Annotated in this window: 15 protein-coding genes; 4 read left to right on the top strand and 11 right to left on the bottom strand. The window is 36.0% G+C overall.

The genetic code is table 11. The features are described 5' to 3' along the window. Positions 1-70: 70 nt before the first annotated feature. The 8 genes from FSZ17_RS17190 to zapA all read right to left on the bottom strand — a co-directional run bounded on the left by FSZ17_RS17190 (position 71) and on the right by zapA (position 9415). Positions 71-844: an enoyl-CoA hydratase gene (locus FSZ17_RS17190; RefSeq protein WP_057771878.1), complete on the bottom strand. Its 774-nt coding sequence runs from the start codon at positions 842-844 to the stop codon at positions 71-73. Positions 845-867: 23 nt separating this feature from the next. Further along, positions 868-1455 (bottom strand): fatty acid metabolism transcriptional regulator FadR, encoded by a 588-nt coding sequence (locus tag FSZ17_RS17195; protein ID WP_057771879.1) that lies wholly within the window; start codon positions 1453-1455, stop codon positions 868-870. Between the two features lie 240 nt (positions 1456-1695). After that, positions 1696-3396: an AMP-binding protein gene (locus tag FSZ17_RS17200; RefSeq protein WP_057771882.1), complete on the bottom strand. Its 1701-nt coding sequence runs from the start codon at positions 3394-3396 to the stop codon at positions 1696-1698. 530 nt (positions 3397-3926) lie between these two features. After that, positions 3927-4334, bottom strand: a complete 408-nt coding sequence (locus tag FSZ17_RS17205; RefSeq protein ID WP_057771884.1) for a DUF350 domain-containing protein — start codon at positions 4332-4334, stop codon at positions 3927-3929. 18 nt (positions 4335-4352) lie between these two features. Beyond that, entirely contained in the window at positions 4353-6707 is a 2355-nt protein-coding gene (locus FSZ17_RS17210; RefSeq protein WP_057771886.1) for an endonuclease MutS2, read from the bottom strand. 23 nt (positions 6708-6730) lie between these two features. Then, positions 6731-8452 (bottom strand): DNA polymerase/3'-5' exonuclease PolX, encoded by a 1722-nt coding sequence (gene polX / locus FSZ17_RS17215; RefSeq protein WP_057771888.1) that lies wholly within the window; start codon positions 8450-8452, stop codon positions 6731-6733. Positions 8453-8604: 152 nt separating this feature from the next. Further along, the gene (locus tag FSZ17_RS17220) at positions 8605-9147 is read right to left on the bottom strand and encodes a CvpA family protein (protein WP_057771890.1); all 543 of its coding nucleotides are present in this window, start codon (positions 9145-9147) and stop codon (positions 8605-8607) included. A 7-nt stretch (positions 9148-9154) separates the two neighbouring features. Next, entirely contained in the window at positions 9155-9415 is a 261-nt protein-coding gene (zapA, locus tag FSZ17_RS17225) for a cell division protein ZapA (protein ID WP_057771892.1), read from the bottom strand. Positions 9416-9540: 125 nt separating this feature from the next. Here zapA and rnhC point away from each other — a divergent pair, with 125 nt between their 5' ends. Next, complete coding sequence (gene rnhC, locus FSZ17_RS17230) at positions 9541-10479, top strand: ribonuclease HIII (protein ID WP_057771894.1); 939 nt, start codon at positions 9541-9543, stop codon at positions 10477-10479. A 37-nt stretch (positions 10480-10516) separates the two neighbouring features. Here rnhC and FSZ17_RS17235 read toward each other — a convergent pair whose 3' ends face one another. The 3 genes from FSZ17_RS17235 to FSZ17_RS17245 are packed head-to-tail and all read right to left on the bottom strand — an operon-like array spanning position 10517 to position 14320. Continuing rightward, positions 10517-11056, bottom strand: coding sequence for a 4Fe-4S dicluster domain-containing protein (locus FSZ17_RS17235; RefSeq protein ID WP_057771896.1), 540 nt, complete (start codon positions 11054-11056; stop codon positions 10517-10519). A gap of 1 nt (position 11057) precedes the next feature. Next, the gene (locus FSZ17_RS17240) at positions 11058-13070 is read right to left on the bottom strand and encodes a molybdopterin-dependent oxidoreductase (protein WP_057771898.1); all 2013 of its coding nucleotides are present in this window, start codon (positions 13068-13070) and stop codon (positions 11058-11060) included. A 38-nt stretch (positions 13071-13108) separates the two neighbouring features. After that, entirely contained in the window at positions 13109-14320 is a 1212-nt protein-coding gene (locus FSZ17_RS17245; protein WP_057771900.1) for a PucR family transcriptional regulator, read from the bottom strand. A 327-nt stretch (positions 14321-14647) separates the two neighbouring features. On the opposite strand from FSZ17_RS17245, the gene FSZ17_RS17250 reads away from it, so the two are divergent. Genes FSZ17_RS17250 through FSZ17_RS17260 form a run of 3 tightly spaced genes read left to right on the top strand, consistent with a single transcriptional unit; the run spans position 14648 to position 19293 of the window. Beyond that, positions 14648-15970 (top strand): radical SAM protein, encoded by a 1323-nt coding sequence (locus FSZ17_RS17250; protein WP_057771902.1) that lies wholly within the window; start codon positions 14648-14650, stop codon positions 15968-15970. A gap of 18 nt (positions 15971-15988) precedes the next feature. After that, positions 15989-16723 carry a TorD/DmsD family molecular chaperone gene (locus FSZ17_RS17255; protein ID WP_057771903.1) on the top strand — a complete coding sequence of 245 codons (735 nt, stop codon included), beginning with the start codon at positions 15989-15991 and terminating at the stop codon, positions 16721-16723. After that, on the top strand, positions 16711-19293 hold the full coding sequence (locus FSZ17_RS17260; protein ID WP_057771905.1) for a molybdopterin-dependent oxidoreductase: 2583 nt from the start codon (positions 16711-16713) through the stop codon (positions 19291-19293). The genes FSZ17_RS17255 and FSZ17_RS17260 overlap by 13 nt, the downstream gene beginning before the upstream one ends. Positions 19294-19303: the final 10 nt, after the last annotated feature.

Below are 19303 nucleotides of genomic sequence, written 5' to 3' on the forward strand. Positions count from 1 at the left end.
AAGAGCTGCCTCGTATAATTCTATTATAATTGATTGCTAGTCTAATTGTTATCTAAAAATAATGAAATTTCTACTTTCCTGTAAAATTTGGCTCTCTCTTTTCAATAAATGCCGTAATTCCTTCTTTACCATCTTCAGAAACAAACACATCACCGAATAGCTTTGCTTCCCTTTTAACCCCATCGTAATACTTGTCGGTTTTTGCATAGTTCAATAGCTCGATAGCAGCTTTAATAGAAACTGGACTCTTCTTTGCTATTTTCTTTGCCATTCGGTAAGCATTTTCCATTAGCTCATTCTCTGGATATGCCTTGTTTGCAAGCCCAAATTGAACGGCTTCCAATCCTGTTATCGGATCACTTGTAAATAACATTTCAGCTGCTTTCGCCGAACCTACAAAACGAGGAAGACGCTGTGTTCCGGCAAACCCAGGAATTAATCCAAGCTGAAGCTCAGGTAAACCAAGCTTAGCATTTTCAGCTACTAATCTAATATGACATCCCATCGCAAGCTCTAAGCCCCCACCAAGTGCAGCCCCATGAATGGCAGCAATGATTGGCTTAGGGAAAGTCTCCATTCTTTCAAAAAGCTCTTGTCCAAAAGTTGCTAGTTTAGTAAAGTCTTCTCCATTATCTATTGTAGTGAATTCTTTTATGTCGGCACCTGCTGAAAAAAATCTGCCTTCCCCATGAATTAAGATGACTCTTATTTCATCATTTGATTGAATTTCATCTAATACCAAAGATAGTTCCTTTAATAATCCTGATGAAAGAGCATTTGCCGGTGGACGCTCAATCGTAATGGTAGCCACCATATCTTGGAATGACCATTTTAATAATTCCATACTCCATCCCCTTTTCTAACAGATTATGATCGTGCTGTACAACCATTAAGAAGTAATTGATGTACAGATTCTGCTAATGCGGTTAAATCATATTTTTGATCGTTCATAACCCATGTAGTAACTGTCTCATCCATCGTACCAAAAATCATTTGTCTCGCCAATCGAATATCGAGAGTAGGTGAAAACTCTCCACTTTCTTTTCCGTCCTTTAAAATCTTTTCCACTAATGATAAATATCCCTTTAGAACTTCATTAATTTTATGGCGAAGATCTTTATTTGACTGTCTTAACTCTAACTGCGTTACAATGGCTAGATGCCTATCTTCTGAAAGCATATTAAAATGCGTTTCAATCATCATTAATAATTTCTCCGCTGCTGTTTCTTTTCCTTCAATTTTTTCTTCTATTTTTTCAACAAAACTACCCATTTTTTCTTGAAAGAGAGAGATAAGTATATCTTCTTTATTCTTAAAATATAAATAAATAGTGCCATCAGCTACTCCTGCATGCTTTGCAATTTTTGCAACTTGCGCATGGTGGTAGCCATTTTCTGCAATGGCAATAACGGCAGCATCAATAATTTGACGGTATTTAGGTCTGTTCTTTTTCAAGCTTTACCTCCTCTCAAGAAATTCCTGCTATTTTTTTAAAGCTTTATACTTTTATGAATGTCAAATATTTTTTTGAACCTAAATAATGAATGAATAATCATTCATATTTTTATAATAGAATTACAATTTTTCTGTGTCAACAAAATGCTTGTCTTTTGTTTGCTTAATTATGACATTTCCGAAAAGAATAGACAAGCTTAAATATTCAAAAATAAAGAACCGAATGAGCTCGGTCTTTAATTAAGCCTGCTTTTCTATATGATCATTCGCTTTCTTTTTTTCTTCATCTATTAAAGCTCTTCTCAAAATCTTACCTACAGCTGTCTTCGGAAGTTCATCACGGAATTCATAAAGTCTTGGAACTTTGTAGGCAGCTAGATGCTTCCGTGCAAATTCATTTAATTCTTCTTGACTTGTTGTTGTACCCTCTTTTAATACGATATAGGCTTTAACTGTTTCACCGCGATACGGATCAGGAATTCCAGCTGCTACAACTTCCTGTACATTTGGATGTTCATAAAGCACTTCTTCAATTTCACGTGGGTAAATATTATATCCCCCTGCAATAATCATATCCTTCTTCCGATCGACAACATAGAAGTAGCCATTTTCATCCATATAGCCAAGATCGCCTGTTAATAGCCAGCCATCTTTTAATGTTTCAGCCGTTTCCTCAGGACGATTCCAATATCCCTTCATCACTTGTGGACCCTTTACAGCAATTTCTCCAACCTCACCAGGTGGAAGATGCTCACCAGTTTCCAATGAAAGAATTGCTGAATCGGTATCTGGCCATGGTACACCAATACTTCCTTTTACACGTGGACGATCCCATAGGAAGTTCGCATGTGTCACAGGTGATGATTCTGTTAATCCATATCCTTCCACAAGTTTTCCACCTGTTACTTCCTCGAACTTTTGCTGAACTTCGACAGGAAGTGCTGCAGAGCCACTTATACATGAATCAATAGAAGAGAGGTCGTATTTCTTTAAATCCGGATGGTTTAATAATCCTATATAAATTGTTGGAGCTCCCGGGAATAATGTTGGTTTTTGTTTTTGAATGGTCTTAAGTGTTGTTTCTACATCGAACTTTGGCAGAAGTACCATTTTATGTGCTTCCATAACTGCTAAAATTAATACAGTTGTCATTCCATATACATGGAAGAATGGCAATATGCCTAGTACAACCTCTTGACCTGGCTTACATTTATATAACCATGCCTTGCACATGGACGCATTTGCAACGAGGTTTCGATGTGTTAACATAACCCCTTTCGGGAAGCCTGTTGTTCCGCCTGTATACTGCAATAATGCTAAATCTTCTTCAAAATCGATTTCATATTCCTTTAACGCTCGAGTTGGCAGCTTTAATATTTCAGTCAGCAAATGGTTGTTGCCTTCATGCTTTACATTGACAACAATTCCATATTGCTTCTTTTGAATAAAAGGGTATACGAGATTTTTCGGAAAAGGAAGAAAGTCTTTGATAGCGGTTACAATTACATTCTGTAAATCCGTCTTTGGCATCACCTTTGTTACTCTTGGGAATAATATATCCATCGTAATGATCGCTCTTGCTCCAGAATCCTTCATCTGGTATTCAAGTTCTCGTTCCATATACAATGGATTTGTTTGTACAACGATCCCTCCCGCCATTAAAATCCCATAATAACTAATAACAGCCTGAGGGATGTTAGGCAGCATAATGGCAACTCTGTCACCTTTTTTTATTCCTAATTCCTGAAGATATCCTGCCAGTTTGATTGATGATTCATAAATATGTTGATAGGTAAATTCCTTACCCATAAAATGAATAGAAATTCGATTAGGATTTTCTTTTGCTGCCATCCTCAGGTAATCTTGTACCGGCTGGCTTGTATATGTCAAAGTTGAGGGGATTTCATCCGGATATGTTTGAAGCCAAGGCTTATTATTCAATTTTTATTCCCTCCTTCTAAAAATTAAGTTTTTAGAACATTCAAACTGTTCATTCCTATTATAATATAATGAAGTTTACGTGACAATTAGAATAAGACTTTTCACACTTAATTAGAAAAACTTGGCGTTCGCAAAGTCATTTTTGCGAATGCCTTAGTTTTTCTTATGCGATCTTATTAGCAGATATTTAATTGAAAACACACTTAACTTTAGTAGGTTAATAACTTAAATTTTCCTGTTAGCTTAGAAAAACTTGGCGTTCGCAAGTCCTTTTTGGCGAACGCCTTAGTTTTTCTTATGCGATCTTATTAGCAGATATTTAATTGAACTCACACTTTACTTTAGTACGTTAATAAACTTAAACTTTCTTATTAGCCAAAAAAAATCGCCATTGTGTCATGGCGATTTTTTTCGAAATTATATTGATAAAACATTAAACAATGAATAATAGATATATGCTGCCTATTAAGATAAATAAACCACAGAGAACAAATAATATTTTTGCTAATTTATCCACTTTTTTTCGCTCCTTAAGATAGCCCTGCCCCGATAACAAATGACAAACCAATAGAAATAATCATGGATATCAATCCAACTGCTTTATTATTATTTTCAATTTCCTCATCTATTTTGAATTTTGGCGTAAGAAATTCAAAAATAAAATAGCCAATAAGTAATAGGATGAAGCCAAAAACGCCCCAGCTTATCATCGTTAACAATGTATCATTATGCATAATGGAATGTCTGAAAATATTGGCAATCCCGAAAATCTTTCCCCCAGTTGCCATAGCTACCGCTACATTTCCTTTTTTGATTTCATCCCAGTTCCTATATTTCGTGACAAGCTCAAAAACGGCTAGAAAAACAATCATACAAAGGATTACTACACTGTAATACCCAGCAGTTCTTACAAATTCATTTTCCCAAAATTGATTCATGTCATTTCTCCCCGCACGTTATTTAAACTCAACGATTGTAACACCTGATCCACCTTCACCCGCTTCTCCAAAACGGATTTTTTTCACGGACCGATGATTACGTAAATATTCCTGAACCCCTTGTCTTAATGCACCAGTTCCTTTACCGTGAATAATTGATACACGCGGATATGCTGCAAGTAGTGCATCATCGATGTATTTTTCAACGCGAAGCAAGGCATTTTCATATCTTTCTCCGCGTAGATCCAATTCTAGATTCACATGGAAGTCCTTACCTTTCACAGTTGCCATCGGTCTTGTTTCAACAGGCTTGGGGCTTTTAATAAATTCCAGATCCTTTTCCGATACTTTCATCTTCAAGATACCTATTTGAACATGCCATTCATTATCAGAGGTTTTTTCGATCAGATGACCCTTTTGATCAAAGCTTAATACTTTTACTTCATCACCAGGTTTTAATACACGCTCTTCCTTCCTGGTGATTGGTTTCTTTGACTTTTTAATTTTTGGGGCAGCTTCATCTAAACGCTTTTTCGCTTCAATTAATTCATGCTCTTTTATTTCTGCTGCTTTTTCTATTCGCATTTGTCTTAAATCACGTATGATTTTTTCCGCATCTGCCTTAGCTTGCTCAACAATCGCTTCTGCCTTTTCTGCAGCTTTTTCATGAAGCGCATCTTTTTGCTCGTAAAATTCAACCATTTGCTTTTGCAAATCTTTATGAAGTTTTTCAGCACCTTTTAATAATTCATTTGCTTCTTCCCGTTCAGCCTCTGCCAATCTTTTACTCTCTTCCAATGAGGCAATCATATTCTCAACTTGATTACTGTCAGCACTAATATAGGACCGGGCAGTATTGATAACATCATCTTGCAGACCAAGCCTCTTTGATATCTCAAATGCATTGCTTCGTCCTGGAACACCTATGAGAAGTTTATAAGTAGGACTTAATGTATCAATATTAAATTCTACACTTGCATTAATGACTCCTTCTCGATTATACCCATACGCTTTTAGTTCTGGATAATGAGTAGTAGCAATGACTCTTGCTCCGCGTTTATAAACTTCATCTAAAATCGAAATCGCAAGTGCAGCGCCTTCTTGGGGATCTGTTCCTGCACCTAGCTCATCAAAAAGAACAAGGCTATCGAAATTAACTTTGTTTAAAATATCTACAATATTCACCATATGTGATGAAAAAGTACTAAGACTTTGTTCAATCGATTGCTCATCACCGATATCAGCATAAACAGCTCCAAAAACAGCAATTTCTGATCCATCCAATGCTGGGATTTGCAGCCCAGCCTGAGCCATTAATGTACATAAACCTACCGTTTTTAATGTTACGGTTTTCCCTCCAGTATTAGGACCCGTAATGACAATCGTAGAATAGTCTTTTCCTAACGTAATATCATTGGCTACCACAATATCCTCATTGATAAGCGGATGGCGTGCCTTAAATAAAGCGATTCTTCCTTCATTATTCACTTCTGGCTTCGAAGCCTTAATTCTCTTACTATAACGTGCTTTAGCAAACATAAAATCAATTTCTGCAAGTACTTCGACTATTACTTCTAGCTCTTCATATTCCTCAGCAACTTTACTTGTAAGCTCGATCAAGATTCGTTCTACTTCCTGTATTTCTTTCACACGAATTTCTTGGAGCTCATTATTTAATTGGACAATCGATTGAGGTTCAATAAATAATGTTTGACCTGAAGAGCTTTGATCATGAATAATTCCGCCGTAATGCCCTTTATATTCTTGTTTTACAGGGATAACGAAGCGATCATTTCGAATGGTAATAATGGCATCTGACAGCATTTTCTGGGCATTTGATGAACGAATCATGCTTTCGAGTCGTTCTCTAACCCGTGCCTCTTTTGTCCGCAATTGATTTCTAAGTGATCGGAGCGTGTCGCTTGCACTATCAAGGACTTCTCCATTATCATCAATCGCATTTTTAATAGACGATTCTAAATCTGCTAAAACAATAATCCGATCTACATAGCTTATTAAACTAGGTAATTCATCTCTCTCTTCTACAAATTCCTCGATGAATCTTTTGATTTGTCTACTCGCATGGATTGTGCTTGCTACTTGAATTAGCTCCTGAGGGCTTAGCGTTCCACCAATGACTGATCTTTTAACATGTGGACGAATATCATAGATGCCGCCAAGTGGAACATTCCCTTTTATTCTAAGAACTTTAACCGCTTCATCCGTTTCCTCCTGCCACTGTAAAACCTCTTCAACATTCACAGATGGCATTAAATTTTCCGCTTTCCTTTTTCCTAAGGTAGAAGAAACATGCTCGAGTAATTGCTCTTTCACTTTATTAAATTCTAATACTTTTAGTATTCGTTCCTGCATGAGGGTATGACCTCCAATTCTGATCATTTTTGCTTATTGGACAAAAATGTAATCAGTTCATCTGTATTTAAAGCATTAAGGACAGTACTTTTCTTTATCCATCCTTTTCTGGCTGTTGAAACACCAATAGACATATGATTAAGTGTATCAATTTTATGAGCATCTGTGTTAATGACAATTTTCACACCTGCGTCCTGTGCTTGGCGAATATACTGTGGAGCTAGATCAAGTCGATTCGGATTTGCATTAAGCTCAAGGACAGTGTTCGTTTCTTTTGCCAGCTCAATTAACATATCCATGTCTACTTCATACCCATCCCTACGACCAATTAGTCTACCCGTCGGATGAGCGATAATGTCAACATGAGGATTTTTCAAGGCTGTTTTCAACCGCTGCATGATCTTTTCTTTTGGCTGTGTAAATGATGAATGAATTGAGGCAATGACAATGTCCATTTCAGCAAGCAATTCATCATCATAATCTAATGTACCATCTGGAAGTATATCCATTTCAACTCCTGAGAGTATTATAATATCTGAGTATCGTTCATTTAAACGCTTTATTTCTTCTTTTTGCTGCCTTAATCTTTCAGGGGTAAGACCATTCGCTACTTTCAAATATTGGGAGTGGTCGGTTATGGCTAAATATTTATAACCGCGTTCACGACAGGCTTCAACCATTTCTTCTATTGAGAAGGCCCCATCGCTCCATGAAGTATGCATATGTAAATCTCCCTTAATATCTGCAAGAGAGATTAGCTCCATATCAGTTGTATATTCATCTACTTCCTTCCCATCCTCCCTTATTTCCGGCGGGAACAACGGAAGTCCAAAATAAGCATAAAATTCTTCTTCACTCGTAAAAGTGGTAATCTCACCCGTTTCGTTATTTTCGACTCCATATTCACTAATTTTTTCCCCGCGTTCTTTAGCAAGCTGGCGCATTCTTACATTATGATCCTTCGATCCAGTAAAATGGTGTAGAGTAGTTGCAAATTCATGGGGTTTTACAAGACGAAAATCGACGGATAAATCATAGCTGTATTCAAGAATAACGGAAACTTTTGTGTCACCAGCAGCTATGATCTCCTTTATTCCTGGGAATGCTAGTAGTTTTTCTTTTACTAAAGAAAGCTCTTCCGTCGCAATGATAAAATCTAAATCCTTAATTGTTTCGCGCACCCTTCTTAAGCTTCCAGCTCTTGAAAACCTGTTGATTTCAATGATCTTGCCTAAATAAGATTCAATACTTTCAGCAATAGGCAGCATATAAGCAAGTGGAAGACGTTCTGGTCTTGAACCTGCATTTTTTAGTGCGTCTAGGATTTTTTCTTCTGTTTTTTTTCCGAATCCAGGAAGTGATTGAACTTTACCATTTAGACAGGATTCTTCTAAATCAGCAGCATTTTCAATCCTAAGCTCTTTATAAAGCTTGGCAATTTTTTTGCCGCCAAGGCCAGGTAATTGTAGAAGAGGGATTAATCCTTTCGGGACTTCTGCTTTCAGTTCATTTAATACTGTTGAACTGCTTTCCTTTATATACTCCTCAATGACGCTTGAGGTTCCCTTTCCAATACCAGGAAGCTTAGTGAAATCATCTATTTCTGTTATGCTAAGATCAATCGATTCAAGGGCTGCTGCCGCTTTTCGAAATGCTGCTATTTTAAAGGTGTTTTCCCCTTTTAGCTCCATATAGATTGCAATCGTTTCTAGTAGCCGAACCACATCTTTTTTATTTACAGACATCTGAACACCTGCTTTTTTTGGTCAAGTTAATTGATCTATTTATTGTTTCCTTTAAAGTTAAATAATATCTTTTGGATGTTAAGGGTATATCCTAAATTATATTTTTCTTCACTGCTTCCTATTAAAAAGAAAACTTCTCTAACTTAGAGAAGTTACGATGCCATATATTCGATCCACATCTCTTTTATTTGCTGTGAGAATATTGGAGTATTTTTCACAATACCTTTTGCCATAAAAGAATCATTCAAGGCATTTTGAATGGAATCCACTGGCACTAGGGCAGCTATGTATAATAAAATAAACATGATAAGATATATTTCTACAAATCCTAATATTCCACCTGCCCAAATATTCAACGTCCTTAAAATTGGCAGACTCGAAACAAAATCAAGCATGCTTCCAATTAGATGCAGAACGATTTTGACAGCAAAAAAAATCACGACAAAAGCAATGGCGCGATAATAGGCATCTTCCAAATTGGCATGATCAAAGAACATTTGAATTGTTGAATCGTCGCCAAAGCTTGGGTAAGGTACCCATAATGTTAGCTTAGGGGCAAGCTTTTCATAATACATATTCGCAACAATAAATGCAATGATGAAGCCGGTTAAATGGATTAATTGAAGAATAAAGCCTCTTTTTAAACCAACGATAAAACCTATAATTAAAATGATGACTATTGCAAGATCTAGCATGACTTATTCAGTCCTTTTCCCTTTTTAATTCATTTTCAAGCTGCTCTAATCGGTCTTTCATCTTAATATAGTCATTAACGGCATTGACTGCAGTTAATACGGCTAACTTACTGCTGTCTAGATAAGGATTCTTAGAACTGATTTCTCGCATTTTATCATCAACCATAGAGGCTACAAATCGTATATGACTACTGCTCTCAGTACCAATAATAATATATTGCTGTCCATATATATCTACACTTGTACGGCTTTTCTGTAAATCTGACAATATGAATGCCTCCATCCTTTTGAATCCTAATCCATATCATAACACGAAATATAAAATCGTGGAAAGTAGGAGCATGTCAGAAACGCACAGAATATGTGATCATTTCACGATAAGGAGAAGATTCTATGAGTAATGTTGTAATTATTAAGAAAATAAATGAAATAAATGAGATGAAAGTATATTATCAATCCTATCTCACAGATAAAGTCCCCCCTGGCGGAATTTTTGCAGCTAAAACCCCCTGCTGTTCCATTACCGCTTATAAGTCTGGAAAAGTCTTATTTCAGGGAAGTGGCAGCATAGAGGAATCCGCCAAATGGGGTGAAAATAGCCATGTTTCCTCCTCAAAAAAGGAAAAGAAAAACCTTGGACATTTACCAGAACATATTTCTTCTCGATCTGTTATTGGGTCAGATGAAGTAGGTACTGGCGACTATTTCGGTCCAATCACAGTTGTTGCAGCTTATGTAAAAAAGGAACAAATCCCATTATTAAAGGAATTAGGTGTTAAAGATTCGAAAGATTTAAATGATGAAAAAATCATAAGTATTGCCAAACAAATTAAGGATATTGTCCCTTATAGCCTATTAACATTACATAATGAGAAATATAATTTGCTGCAAAAATCAGGGATGTCTCAGGGTAAGATGAAATCTCTGCTACACAATAAAGCCATTGGGCATGTACTGAATAAAATTGCTCCAGAGCTCCCAGAAGCGATATTAATTGATCAATTTGCAAAAGAGGAAGTTTATTATCAATATTTAAAAAATGAAAAAATTGTACATAAAAAGAATGTTTTTTTCAGTACAAAAGCTGAAGGCATTCACCTAGCTGTTGCAGCAGCCTCCATTCTTGCAAGATATGCCTTCGTTCGCCATTTTGATCAATTAAGCAAGGAAGTCGGATTTACCATTACGAAAGGGGCAGGGCCAAAAGTCGATGAAAATGCAGCCCGTCTCATATATGAAAAAGGAATAGATGTTCTTCCTGCATTTACGAAGCTGCATTTTGCTAATACAGAAAAGGCAAAACAAATATATATGAAAAAATATCTAAAATAAAACTGTTCAAAAAAAATGCGACAAATAGTCGCATTTTTTAATTCAAGAAATATCTTTTTCTCTTTTTTGCAGGATAAAAGACAATTGAAGGGTTTGTTAATCGGGAATCTGGAAAACCAGGTATAGTACTTACTGCTTCTCTGCTGCAGAAGTTATCTAAATTTTCCATACCTATCGCGCCTGTTGAACATGCCTCTATACAAGCAGGAAGGAAGCCTTTATCTTGACGAGGATAACACATTTGACATTTGCTAACCTTGTGCAATTCTGGATCGTACTGTGGTACACCAAATGGACAAGCCGAAATACATAAACCACAGCCTGTACATAAGTTGGAATTTATTTGTACAATCCCATCTCCTCTTTTCGTAAATGCATTCTCTGGACAAACCCGAAAGCATTCAGGACTGCTGCAATGATTACACGAAATGGAAAGATAAGTGTCATCTGTTAACTTTGAAACTTTGCGCCATTTTACTGCACTGACAGTTTGATTTTCATTTCTACAAGCGATTTCACAAGCTTTACATCCAATGCAAAGATCAATATTAAAAACAAAGCCCATCTGTTTAACCATTTCAGTCACGCCATTTCCGAATATTTACGCTACTATCATAAAAATTTGCACTTGATTTTCCAATATTTGAATTCTCTTCATGCACAATAACCTGATTGATTGGATTTTTTCCAACTTGATTAACTAAAATAACCTTTTTCGGTAGATACCGGTTTATTTTCGCTGTAGCAGCTATTCTTCCATTTTGATTATAAACCTCAACCTTTTCCCCTTCTGATATCCAATATTTTTCTGCAGCATACTCAGACAGTTCTACAATCGCTTCATCTTTTTCTGATGATAGCCACGATAATGTTCCATATTGTGAATGAATTCTTAATAATGACTGTGGTGTTATTAACTTGAAAGGATTACTATCCTGATCTTCAATCACATTAGTAGAAGCTTCAGAGCTCGAAGCAATTTTATTTGGAATAACAAAATGAAAATTCATTGAAGATGATCCTTCGCTATGCTTCTCCTCATTTCTTAAATGCGGTCCATCAAGAAGCTGTTTATAGCTTTTTAAAGAATAAAGCTCCTTTATTGATGGAGTTATCTCTCGTTCAATCCAATCAATTGGCTCCAATTCATGAGGGAAATTTGAAAAATTCGGCGAACACTCATTTAATTTTTTTGTTAAATCCCTCGCAATTTGCAAATCACTCTTCGATTCAAAATATGCAGGAATTGCTTGTTCATTATAAGAAAGCCACTGATGCCAATAGCTAATAATTAAATCTGGGTCTTCAAAATGGGTCGTTGCTGGTAAAACTATATCAGATAATTCTGCGGTCCTCGTCATAAACAAATCAACCGTCACAATTAATTCAAGCTCATGGAAAAGTAATTCCCATTTTTTAAAATCATGATCCTGTGAAAGTGGATTTCTTGAAGCAATCCATAAAAACTTAAGTGGTGGCTCAGATAGTTTTATTGCTTCTTCAGCAAATTTATTTATATTAATTTCCCTTGAAGTGTTTATATTAGAATGTTTTGGACCTTGATGATTCAATAAGTTAGCAGGAAAATCCTCTAAACCATTATGTGCATAATATACGCCTCCTTTTCCCTTTTGAAGCGTACCTGCTAATGCTGCCAATGTGTTTATAGCACTAATATTTTCCCTGCCATTTTTATTCCGTTGAATACCAAAGCCAATCCATGTAGCACAGGGTTTGGATAATGAATATAAATGAGCAAGCTCATTTATTCCTTCAATGGATACGCCAGTTTCTTGACTAACTTCAGTAATATTCACTTCGGTACTTACGTATTGACGATATTCAATCCAGTTTGTCGTTTGATTATCTATAAATTCCTGATCATATAAAGATGAATCTATTAATATTTTAGCGATCGCATGTGCGAGCAGACCATCTGTGCCTGGGTTTACTTGAATATAAATATCTGCTTTAGCGGCAGTTTGCGTAAAAATTGGATCAATAACGACTAGCTTTGCACCTTTTTGCCGAGCTTTGAATATAAACTTCATTTGATGAACATTCGTTACAGCTGGATTTGCTCCCCAAATAACAATTAAATTTGCATCTACCATTTTTTCTGGCATTAAGCTAACAGTTTGTCCGAATGAAGATTTTATAGCTTGCTCTCCAGAGATTAAACAAGGATTCCCAACGGGTTTCGTATGAGGTCCAAAACTATTAAACATTCCTTCGACGGCATAATGAAGAAGTCCGAGATTCCCAGAAAATTTATTATAGCCACAAGCAAGGTTGGAACCGTATCTTACATTCAATTCTAAAATTTTATCGATTATGATTGAATATGCCTTATCCCAAGTAATCCTTTTCCAATTTCCAGATCCTCTCGGTGACTGCATAATAGGATATTTTAAACGATATGGATTATATACATATTGGGTAAATGCATAGCCTTTTGCACATAATCTCCCCTGATTAAACCCATGCTTCGGATCTCCAGAAACTTTAATAATCTCCCCATTATTTACATATGAAAGCATGCTGCATGATGCGAAGCAATTTCGGGGACATGCATTACGATAGATTTCCATTTCTAACACCTACATTTGCATAAGTAGTAAATAAGTCCTTAAAACTTTCTAAGTTGTCTAATCTTTAATGCTGCAGTGATGTTTAGTTTTACATTCATATCATCTAGCTTTTTATCTAATATCTCTTCAATTTTTTTTATACGATAGCGTAAAGTATTACGATGAAGAAACATGGCATCAGATGTTTTTGTTAAGTCATATTGATTTGCAGAAAATTTTTCCAGTGTACGCATGAGCTCCCCGCCATGAAGGGAGTCGTTCTCTTCAATATCACCGAGAATATGAAAATAATATTCTTTCAGATCTTGGAGATCATGTTTATATAAAATGCGTTCAAGACCTAAATCATTAAAATATGGAGTAGTGATATCTAATAATTGGCCAAGCTCAAATGCTACCTTAGCTTCTTGATAGCTTCGAAAAATCATTTCTGGATTTGCACATGCCCTGCCAACACCAGTAATAATTCTTGATGATAAATTAGCTTTCTCAACTTGATTTATTATATGTTGAACAAATGTATTTATTTCTGCTCGCTTCTTTACTTGCTCACTTTCATGTAACGGATAAACCACAATTACTTCACCGCGCTTTTTCATTGCTATCGGCTTCAAATTTCTTTCAATCAACAATTTTTCAATTGCATAAAATATAATTCCAATAAAATGCTGATCCTCAGAATAGTACTCAAAATCCCTCAACGAAAAGACAATCACGGTATGCGGGAGGTTAAAATCCCAGCCCCAAAACTGACCGTAAGAGATAATTTCATCTTTCTTCTTTATATTTCCATATAGCAGATCATATATAAATGCTTCTTTAAAATGCTGGCGCTCTTGTTTTATTTGGAATTTCTTTCGAATCTCTAATGAGCATAGTAATGAAGCATATGAAATAATTGAGTTTAATTGTAATAACTCATCATCTGCTATTTCACCGCAAGAAATAATTAAGTAACCTTTTAATTTTCCATCCACTATTATTGCGGAACCTATTCCTAGTAACGTATCGTTGTTAAATGTCAATTGGCATTTGTATATATTAGCTTCCTCTATCTCTATATCATCTAAGTACTCAACTAATATATTATTTTCAGGATGTGAAGATGATAGAAGAATATATAATGGATCAATCGCAATGACAGGGAATGATAGTAAATTAGCTAATTTATCACAAATTCCTTGCAGTCCATTTTCCAACCCCTCAAGCAAATGATGTAGATAATCTGGGACAAAGAGGCTTCTCTCCACTAATCTCCATTCCTTTCTTTACCTTCGTAAAAAAATAACTTCCTATTAAATACTATATTATTCTCTTACTAGCTTCAACGGATGTCACAAGACCGTAAAAAACTCGTTGTTCTTCTGTACAAAAATAGACGATCATTTTTGTACATCAGGAATATATCATCTTTAAAATAGTTTTTCTATAATAAAGATAGCAACATTTTGTGAATTACTTCACAAAAAAAGTGCGCTGTCTTCATTTCAATGCGCTTGTTCATCCTTCTAAAATAAGTTGTAACTTCATAAGGAATAGTTTTCAACAACTATTATTTTTCAAAAGGAAGTGAGGAAATGATAAAGAAAATCACAAAGGATAGTTTATACGTTATTAGGAATCAATTTTTTTTAAGATATGCTCAGTTATTCACAAATATTGAGAGCAACACATTAGTAAATATTAAGGCATTTGGGCTTCCCTTAGAGCATGCACAAAACAGCATTGAAAAAACAAAGCTGCTGACTAAATTAAAGAATAGCGGAGCTCATTTTCGTAATAACAATAAAAGCATCTATATAAATCGTTTTTCAAGTGCTTGTGAAGCATGTCAAACAGGTTCAGAAAGCTATACGACCTTTCTCTCAATGAAATGCCATCGAAATTGCTATTTTTGCTTCAATGAAAATCAAGATAACTTTACGCATTATTTAGAGAATCAAAGAGAAGCAACGGAAGAACTAGCCTCATTAATCAATAACGGGTACAAGCTAAAGCATATTGCCTTAACTGGTGGTGAACCTCTTTTATTTCCAGATGAGACGATACACTTCTTCCAATTTGCTAAAAAAAATTCACCAGAATCGTTCACTCGTTTATATACTGCTGGTGATCTTTTAACTGATGATATTCTGAAAAAATTGATGGAGGCTGGATTAAAGGAAATTCGATTCAGTATAAAGATGGATGATTCTTCACAAAAACGTAAGCACATTTTAAGAAAAATTAAACTAGCAAAAAGCTATATTCCAAATGTTCTTGTAGAAATGCCAGTCATTCCTGGGACATTAGAGGAAATGAAAGAACTTCTCATTGAGTTAGATAAATTAGATATTTTCGGGATTAATTTATTGGAATTCTGTTTTCCATTAAAAAATCCCAAACCCTTTATTGAACGGGGATTTGAACTAAAAAATCCACCTTATGAAATGTATTACAACTATTGGTACGCTGGCGGTTTAGCCATCGCTAAAAGTGAGGAGGATTGCCTGAAGCTAATAGAGTTTGCTATCGAGCAAAACTTAAAGCTTGGTGTTCATTACTGCTCACTAGAAAATAAGTTCACAGGCCAGATCTATCAACAAAACTATGACCAGAAACTGGAGAAAACATACTCTTTTTCTAATCGAGATTATTTCTTTAAAACTGCCAAAATTTTTGGAAAGGAAAAGCGAAAAGCCCTTTTCAAACTTGAGGAAAACAACATTCCATACGAAATAAATCAACAATATGATTTCATTCAATTTCCAGTAGAAGCTATTAATCTATTACACGATATGAATGTCGAAATTGCTGTTGTATCTTGCATTGTTGAATTTGAGAACATGGAAAGATTGATTAAGGAAGTGAGTATTGATTGGACTACACCAGCATTATTTCAGTTAGAAGATGTTAGTTAATTAAAAGGAGGGATATTCATGATTGAGAAATTGACTTTATCTGAATTAGGTCACCTATTTTATGCCAGACAATATGCTTACGACATTCTCCGAAGATTTTTTATAGAAGAGCCTTCAAAGGAATATTTAAAGCAATTTGTTCAGAAAAACATGATTGATTTTTTTCCATTTAAAGAGGATTCTGCTGGGATCCAAGAAGGAATTGAAGACATCAAAGCCTATCTAGCTACTCACGATGTCGTTCATATTGGACATCATTTTGATGAATTACATTGGGACTACACAAGAATGTTCATCGGTCCATTTACACTAAAATCACCACCATGGGAATCGTCTTATGTGAGAAAAGACAAGCTTCTATTTCAAGGAACAACGATGAATGTTCGAAGATTTTACGATAAATACGGAATGGCAGTTTCAGATTTTAATATTGAAGCAGATGACCATATAGGAATAGAGCTCGATTTTATATTTAAACTTAATGAACTATGTATTCAAGAAATAGAAGGAATAGAGCAAAACGATTTTAAGCTCTTAAAACAATTACTGCAGGATCAGCAAGCTTTTTTGAACGATCATTTACTTAAGTTCACACCGGAATTTTGCAAATCAGTTAAAAAAGATGCAAATACACAGTTCTTTTCCGGTTTAGCTAAGCTTCTTCATCACTACTTACTTATTGATTCAATGGTACTCAAAAAACTATTAAATATAGAATTTATAAAGAGGGGGCAAGTAGAATGTTTGATTTAATAAAGAAAATAAACGACTTTAAAATATCTCGTAGATCATTTATTGGATGGACATCTGCCATAGCGGCAACAACTGCGATTCCAGTTGGACGTGGACTAATTGCTAAAGCCGAAACCAATATTGGAACAGAAGCAGCAGGTGGTGAAGGCATTTGGAAAACGGCAGCTTGCTGGCATAACTGTGGAAGCCGCTGTCTTAATAAAGTACTTGTTAAAGACGGTGTTGTCATTCGTCAAAAAACAGATGATACACATGAAGACAGCCCTGACTTTCCTCAACAGCGCGGTTGCTTACGAGGACGTTCCCAACGTCATCAAGTTTTTAATGCTGACCGTTTGAAATATCCAATGAAAAGAAAGCATTGGGAGCCTGGTGGAGGAAACAAAGAGCTACGTGGGAAAGATGAATGGGTTCGTATTTCATGGGATGAGGCACTCGATCATATTGCTTCAGAAACGAAGAGAATTAAAAACAAATACGGAAATGAATCCATTTATGTATCAAGTGATGACAGTGATGATATCAGAACGGTCATGGCGACTCAAGGTGGCTACACCACAAGTGATGGAACGATTTCTTGGGGTGCATGGCTTTACACATATGACATGCTTGGTGTTGGCGAGGGCTTATATGTAAACGGAATTAATGACCGCTTAGATTTAAGAAACTCACAATTAATCGTTCTTTGGGGAGCGAATCCTGCATGGAGCACAATGGGCAGTGTCACTTATAACTATTTACAAGCAAAAAAAGCTGGAGCTCGCTTTATTACGATTGACCCACTTTATACTGATTCAGCTAGCGTATTTGATGCTGATTGGGTGCCTATTCGTCCTGGCACAGACGATGCGCTTGCTTTAGGAATCATGTATACACTGCTCGATGAAGACAACCCAGTTACAAACCCATTAGTAAAATGGGATTTCTTAAATAAATATACGATTGGCTTTGATAAAGATCATATGCCTGAAGGTGCAGATCCAAAAGATAACTTTAAAGATTACTTATTAGGTACGTATGATGGACAGCCTAAAACACCAGAATGGGCTTCGGAAATTTGTGGTATAGAACCGAGCAAAATCCGATCTCTTGCACGCGAAATCGGTGGTACAGAAAGAGTAGCACTATTAACCGGCTGGGCTCCTGCTCGTATTAATCACGGTGAAGGCTGGGTTCAAGCATTCTCTACGCTTGGAATGATGACAGGTCATATGGGAAGCTCTGGCAATATGACAGGTGTGAGCTGTTGGGAATATGCAGGGAACATGGGTCCAAAGCTATTAAAAGGTGGCGGCAGTGGACTCCCTTCAATAGAAAATCCTGTGACGAACGTCATTAATGAAAATGAAATTTGGGACGCCATTTTGAATGGAAAGTTTCTCCAAAAGGGTGAAGGAGAAAGAAAGGTGAATATTCAATTCATTTATCATAACTATAGTGCTCATCTCCAAACTCGGAGTAATATCCCAAGAGGGATTGAAGCTCACCGTAAAGTAGAATTTGTCGTGACAAATGCTTACGCTTTAACGACAAATGCGAAATACTCCGATATCGTACTCCCTGTTGCTACTCAGTGGGAAACTGAAGGATCAGTTAAGGGTGGAAACAGAGAAATATTAATTAATTGGTCAAAAATTGTTGAACCTTTATACGAATCAAAATCAGACCAGCAAATTGGGAAAGAACTATTGAAGAAGCTTGGTGAAGACCCTGAAAAGTATTACCCGATTTCTGAGAAACAGCAGTATTTTAATAAATTGGCTGGCAGTACGGTTGTAAAAGAAAATGGGGTTGATTATGAACCTTTATGTACAATTACAGCAAAAGATATTGAGGAATGGGGTGTTGAAGGAACTCCACAACAAGGACGAATTCCTCTTAAAGAATTTGTCGATAAAGGAATTTATCAAGTGCCTAGAAAGAAAGGCGATAATTTCAGCTTCATTGCTTATAAAGATTTTATCGATAATCCAGAAGCAAATCCGGTATCAAGTGAAAGTGGGAAATTCGAAATTTATTGTAAGGCACTGAATGAAGCATCAAAAACTGCGTTTACTGAAATACCGCCAATTCCAAAATATGTTCCAAAAGCAGAAGGCTATGAGTCTACTTTCGAAGACTGGAATACAAAGAAAAAAGGAAAATACCCATTCCAAGTCTTTAATCCACATTATTTAAGACGCTCCCATAGTACATTTGATAATGTACCTCAATTACGTGAAGCGTGGCCTAATCCTGTATTTATAAGCGGGAAAGATGCAAAGGAACTAGGAATTAAAGATGGCGATACAGTGTTAATGTCGAATGAACATGGAAAGGCATTACGCCCTGCTAAAGTTGTTGAAACAATTATGCCAGGAACGATTGGCCTTCCTCATGGAGCATGGGTAGATATTGATGAAAAGACTGGAGTCGATAAAGCCGGTGCTGATAATATGCTTGTTGGTTATATCCCAACTGGTCTCGGTACTTCTGGCTACAATACTGCACGTTGTAATGTAGAAAAATGGAACGGTGAACCACTCGAAGAAGATGTGAATTGGGAACAACGCATAATTAAATTTAAATAAAAGGAGGGCG

The sequence above is a fragment of the Cytobacillus dafuensis genome (assembly GCF_007995155.1).
Taxonomy (GTDB): Bacteria; Bacillota; Bacilli; order Bacillales; family Cytobacillaceae; genus Cytobacillus; species Cytobacillus dafuensis.

What these genes read in the sequence shown, in the direction of transcription:
- FSZ17_RS17210 (WP_057771886.1), bottom strand. Translation starts at nt 6,707, where the DNA reads ATGCAGGAACGAATACTAAAAGTATTAGAATTTAATAAAGTGAAAGAG.
- FSZ17_RS17240 (WP_057771898.1), bottom strand. Translation starts at nt 13,070, where the DNA reads ATGGAAATCTATCGTAATGCATGTCCCCGAAATTGCTTCGCATCATGC.
- rnhC (WP_057771894.1), top strand. Translation starts at nt 9,541, where the DNA reads ATGAGTAATGTTGTAATTATTAAGAAAATAAATGAAATAAATGAGATG.
- FSZ17_RS17235 (WP_057771896.1), bottom strand. Translation starts at nt 11,056, where the DNA reads ATGGTTAAACAGATGGGCTTTGTTTTTAATATTGATCTTTGCATTGGA.
- FSZ17_RS17205 (WP_057771884.1), bottom strand. Translation starts at nt 4,334, where the DNA reads ATGAATCAATTTTGGGAAAATGAATTTGTAAGAACTGCTGGGTATTAC.
- polX (WP_057771888.1), bottom strand. Translation starts at nt 8,452, where the DNA reads ATGTCTGTAAATAAAAAAGATGTGGTTCGGCTACTAGAAACGATTGCA.
- FSZ17_RS17255 (WP_057771903.1), top strand. Translation starts at nt 15,989, where the DNA reads ATGATTGAGAAATTGACTTTATCTGAATTAGGTCACCTATTTTATGCC.
- FSZ17_RS17190 (WP_057771878.1), bottom strand. Translation starts at nt 844, where the DNA reads ATGGAATTATTAAAATGGTCATTCCAAGATATGGTGGCTACCATTACG.
- FSZ17_RS17260 (WP_057771905.1), top strand. Translation starts at nt 16,711, where the DNA reads ATGTTTGATTTAATAAAGAAAATAAACGACTTTAAAATATCTCGTAGA.
- FSZ17_RS17250 (WP_057771902.1), top strand. Translation starts at nt 14,648, where the DNA reads ATGATAAAGAAAATCACAAAGGATAGTTTATACGTTATTAGGAATCAA.
- FSZ17_RS17220 (WP_057771890.1), bottom strand. Translation starts at nt 9,147, where the DNA reads ATGCTAGATCTTGCAATAGTCATCATTTTAATTATAGGTTTTATCGTT.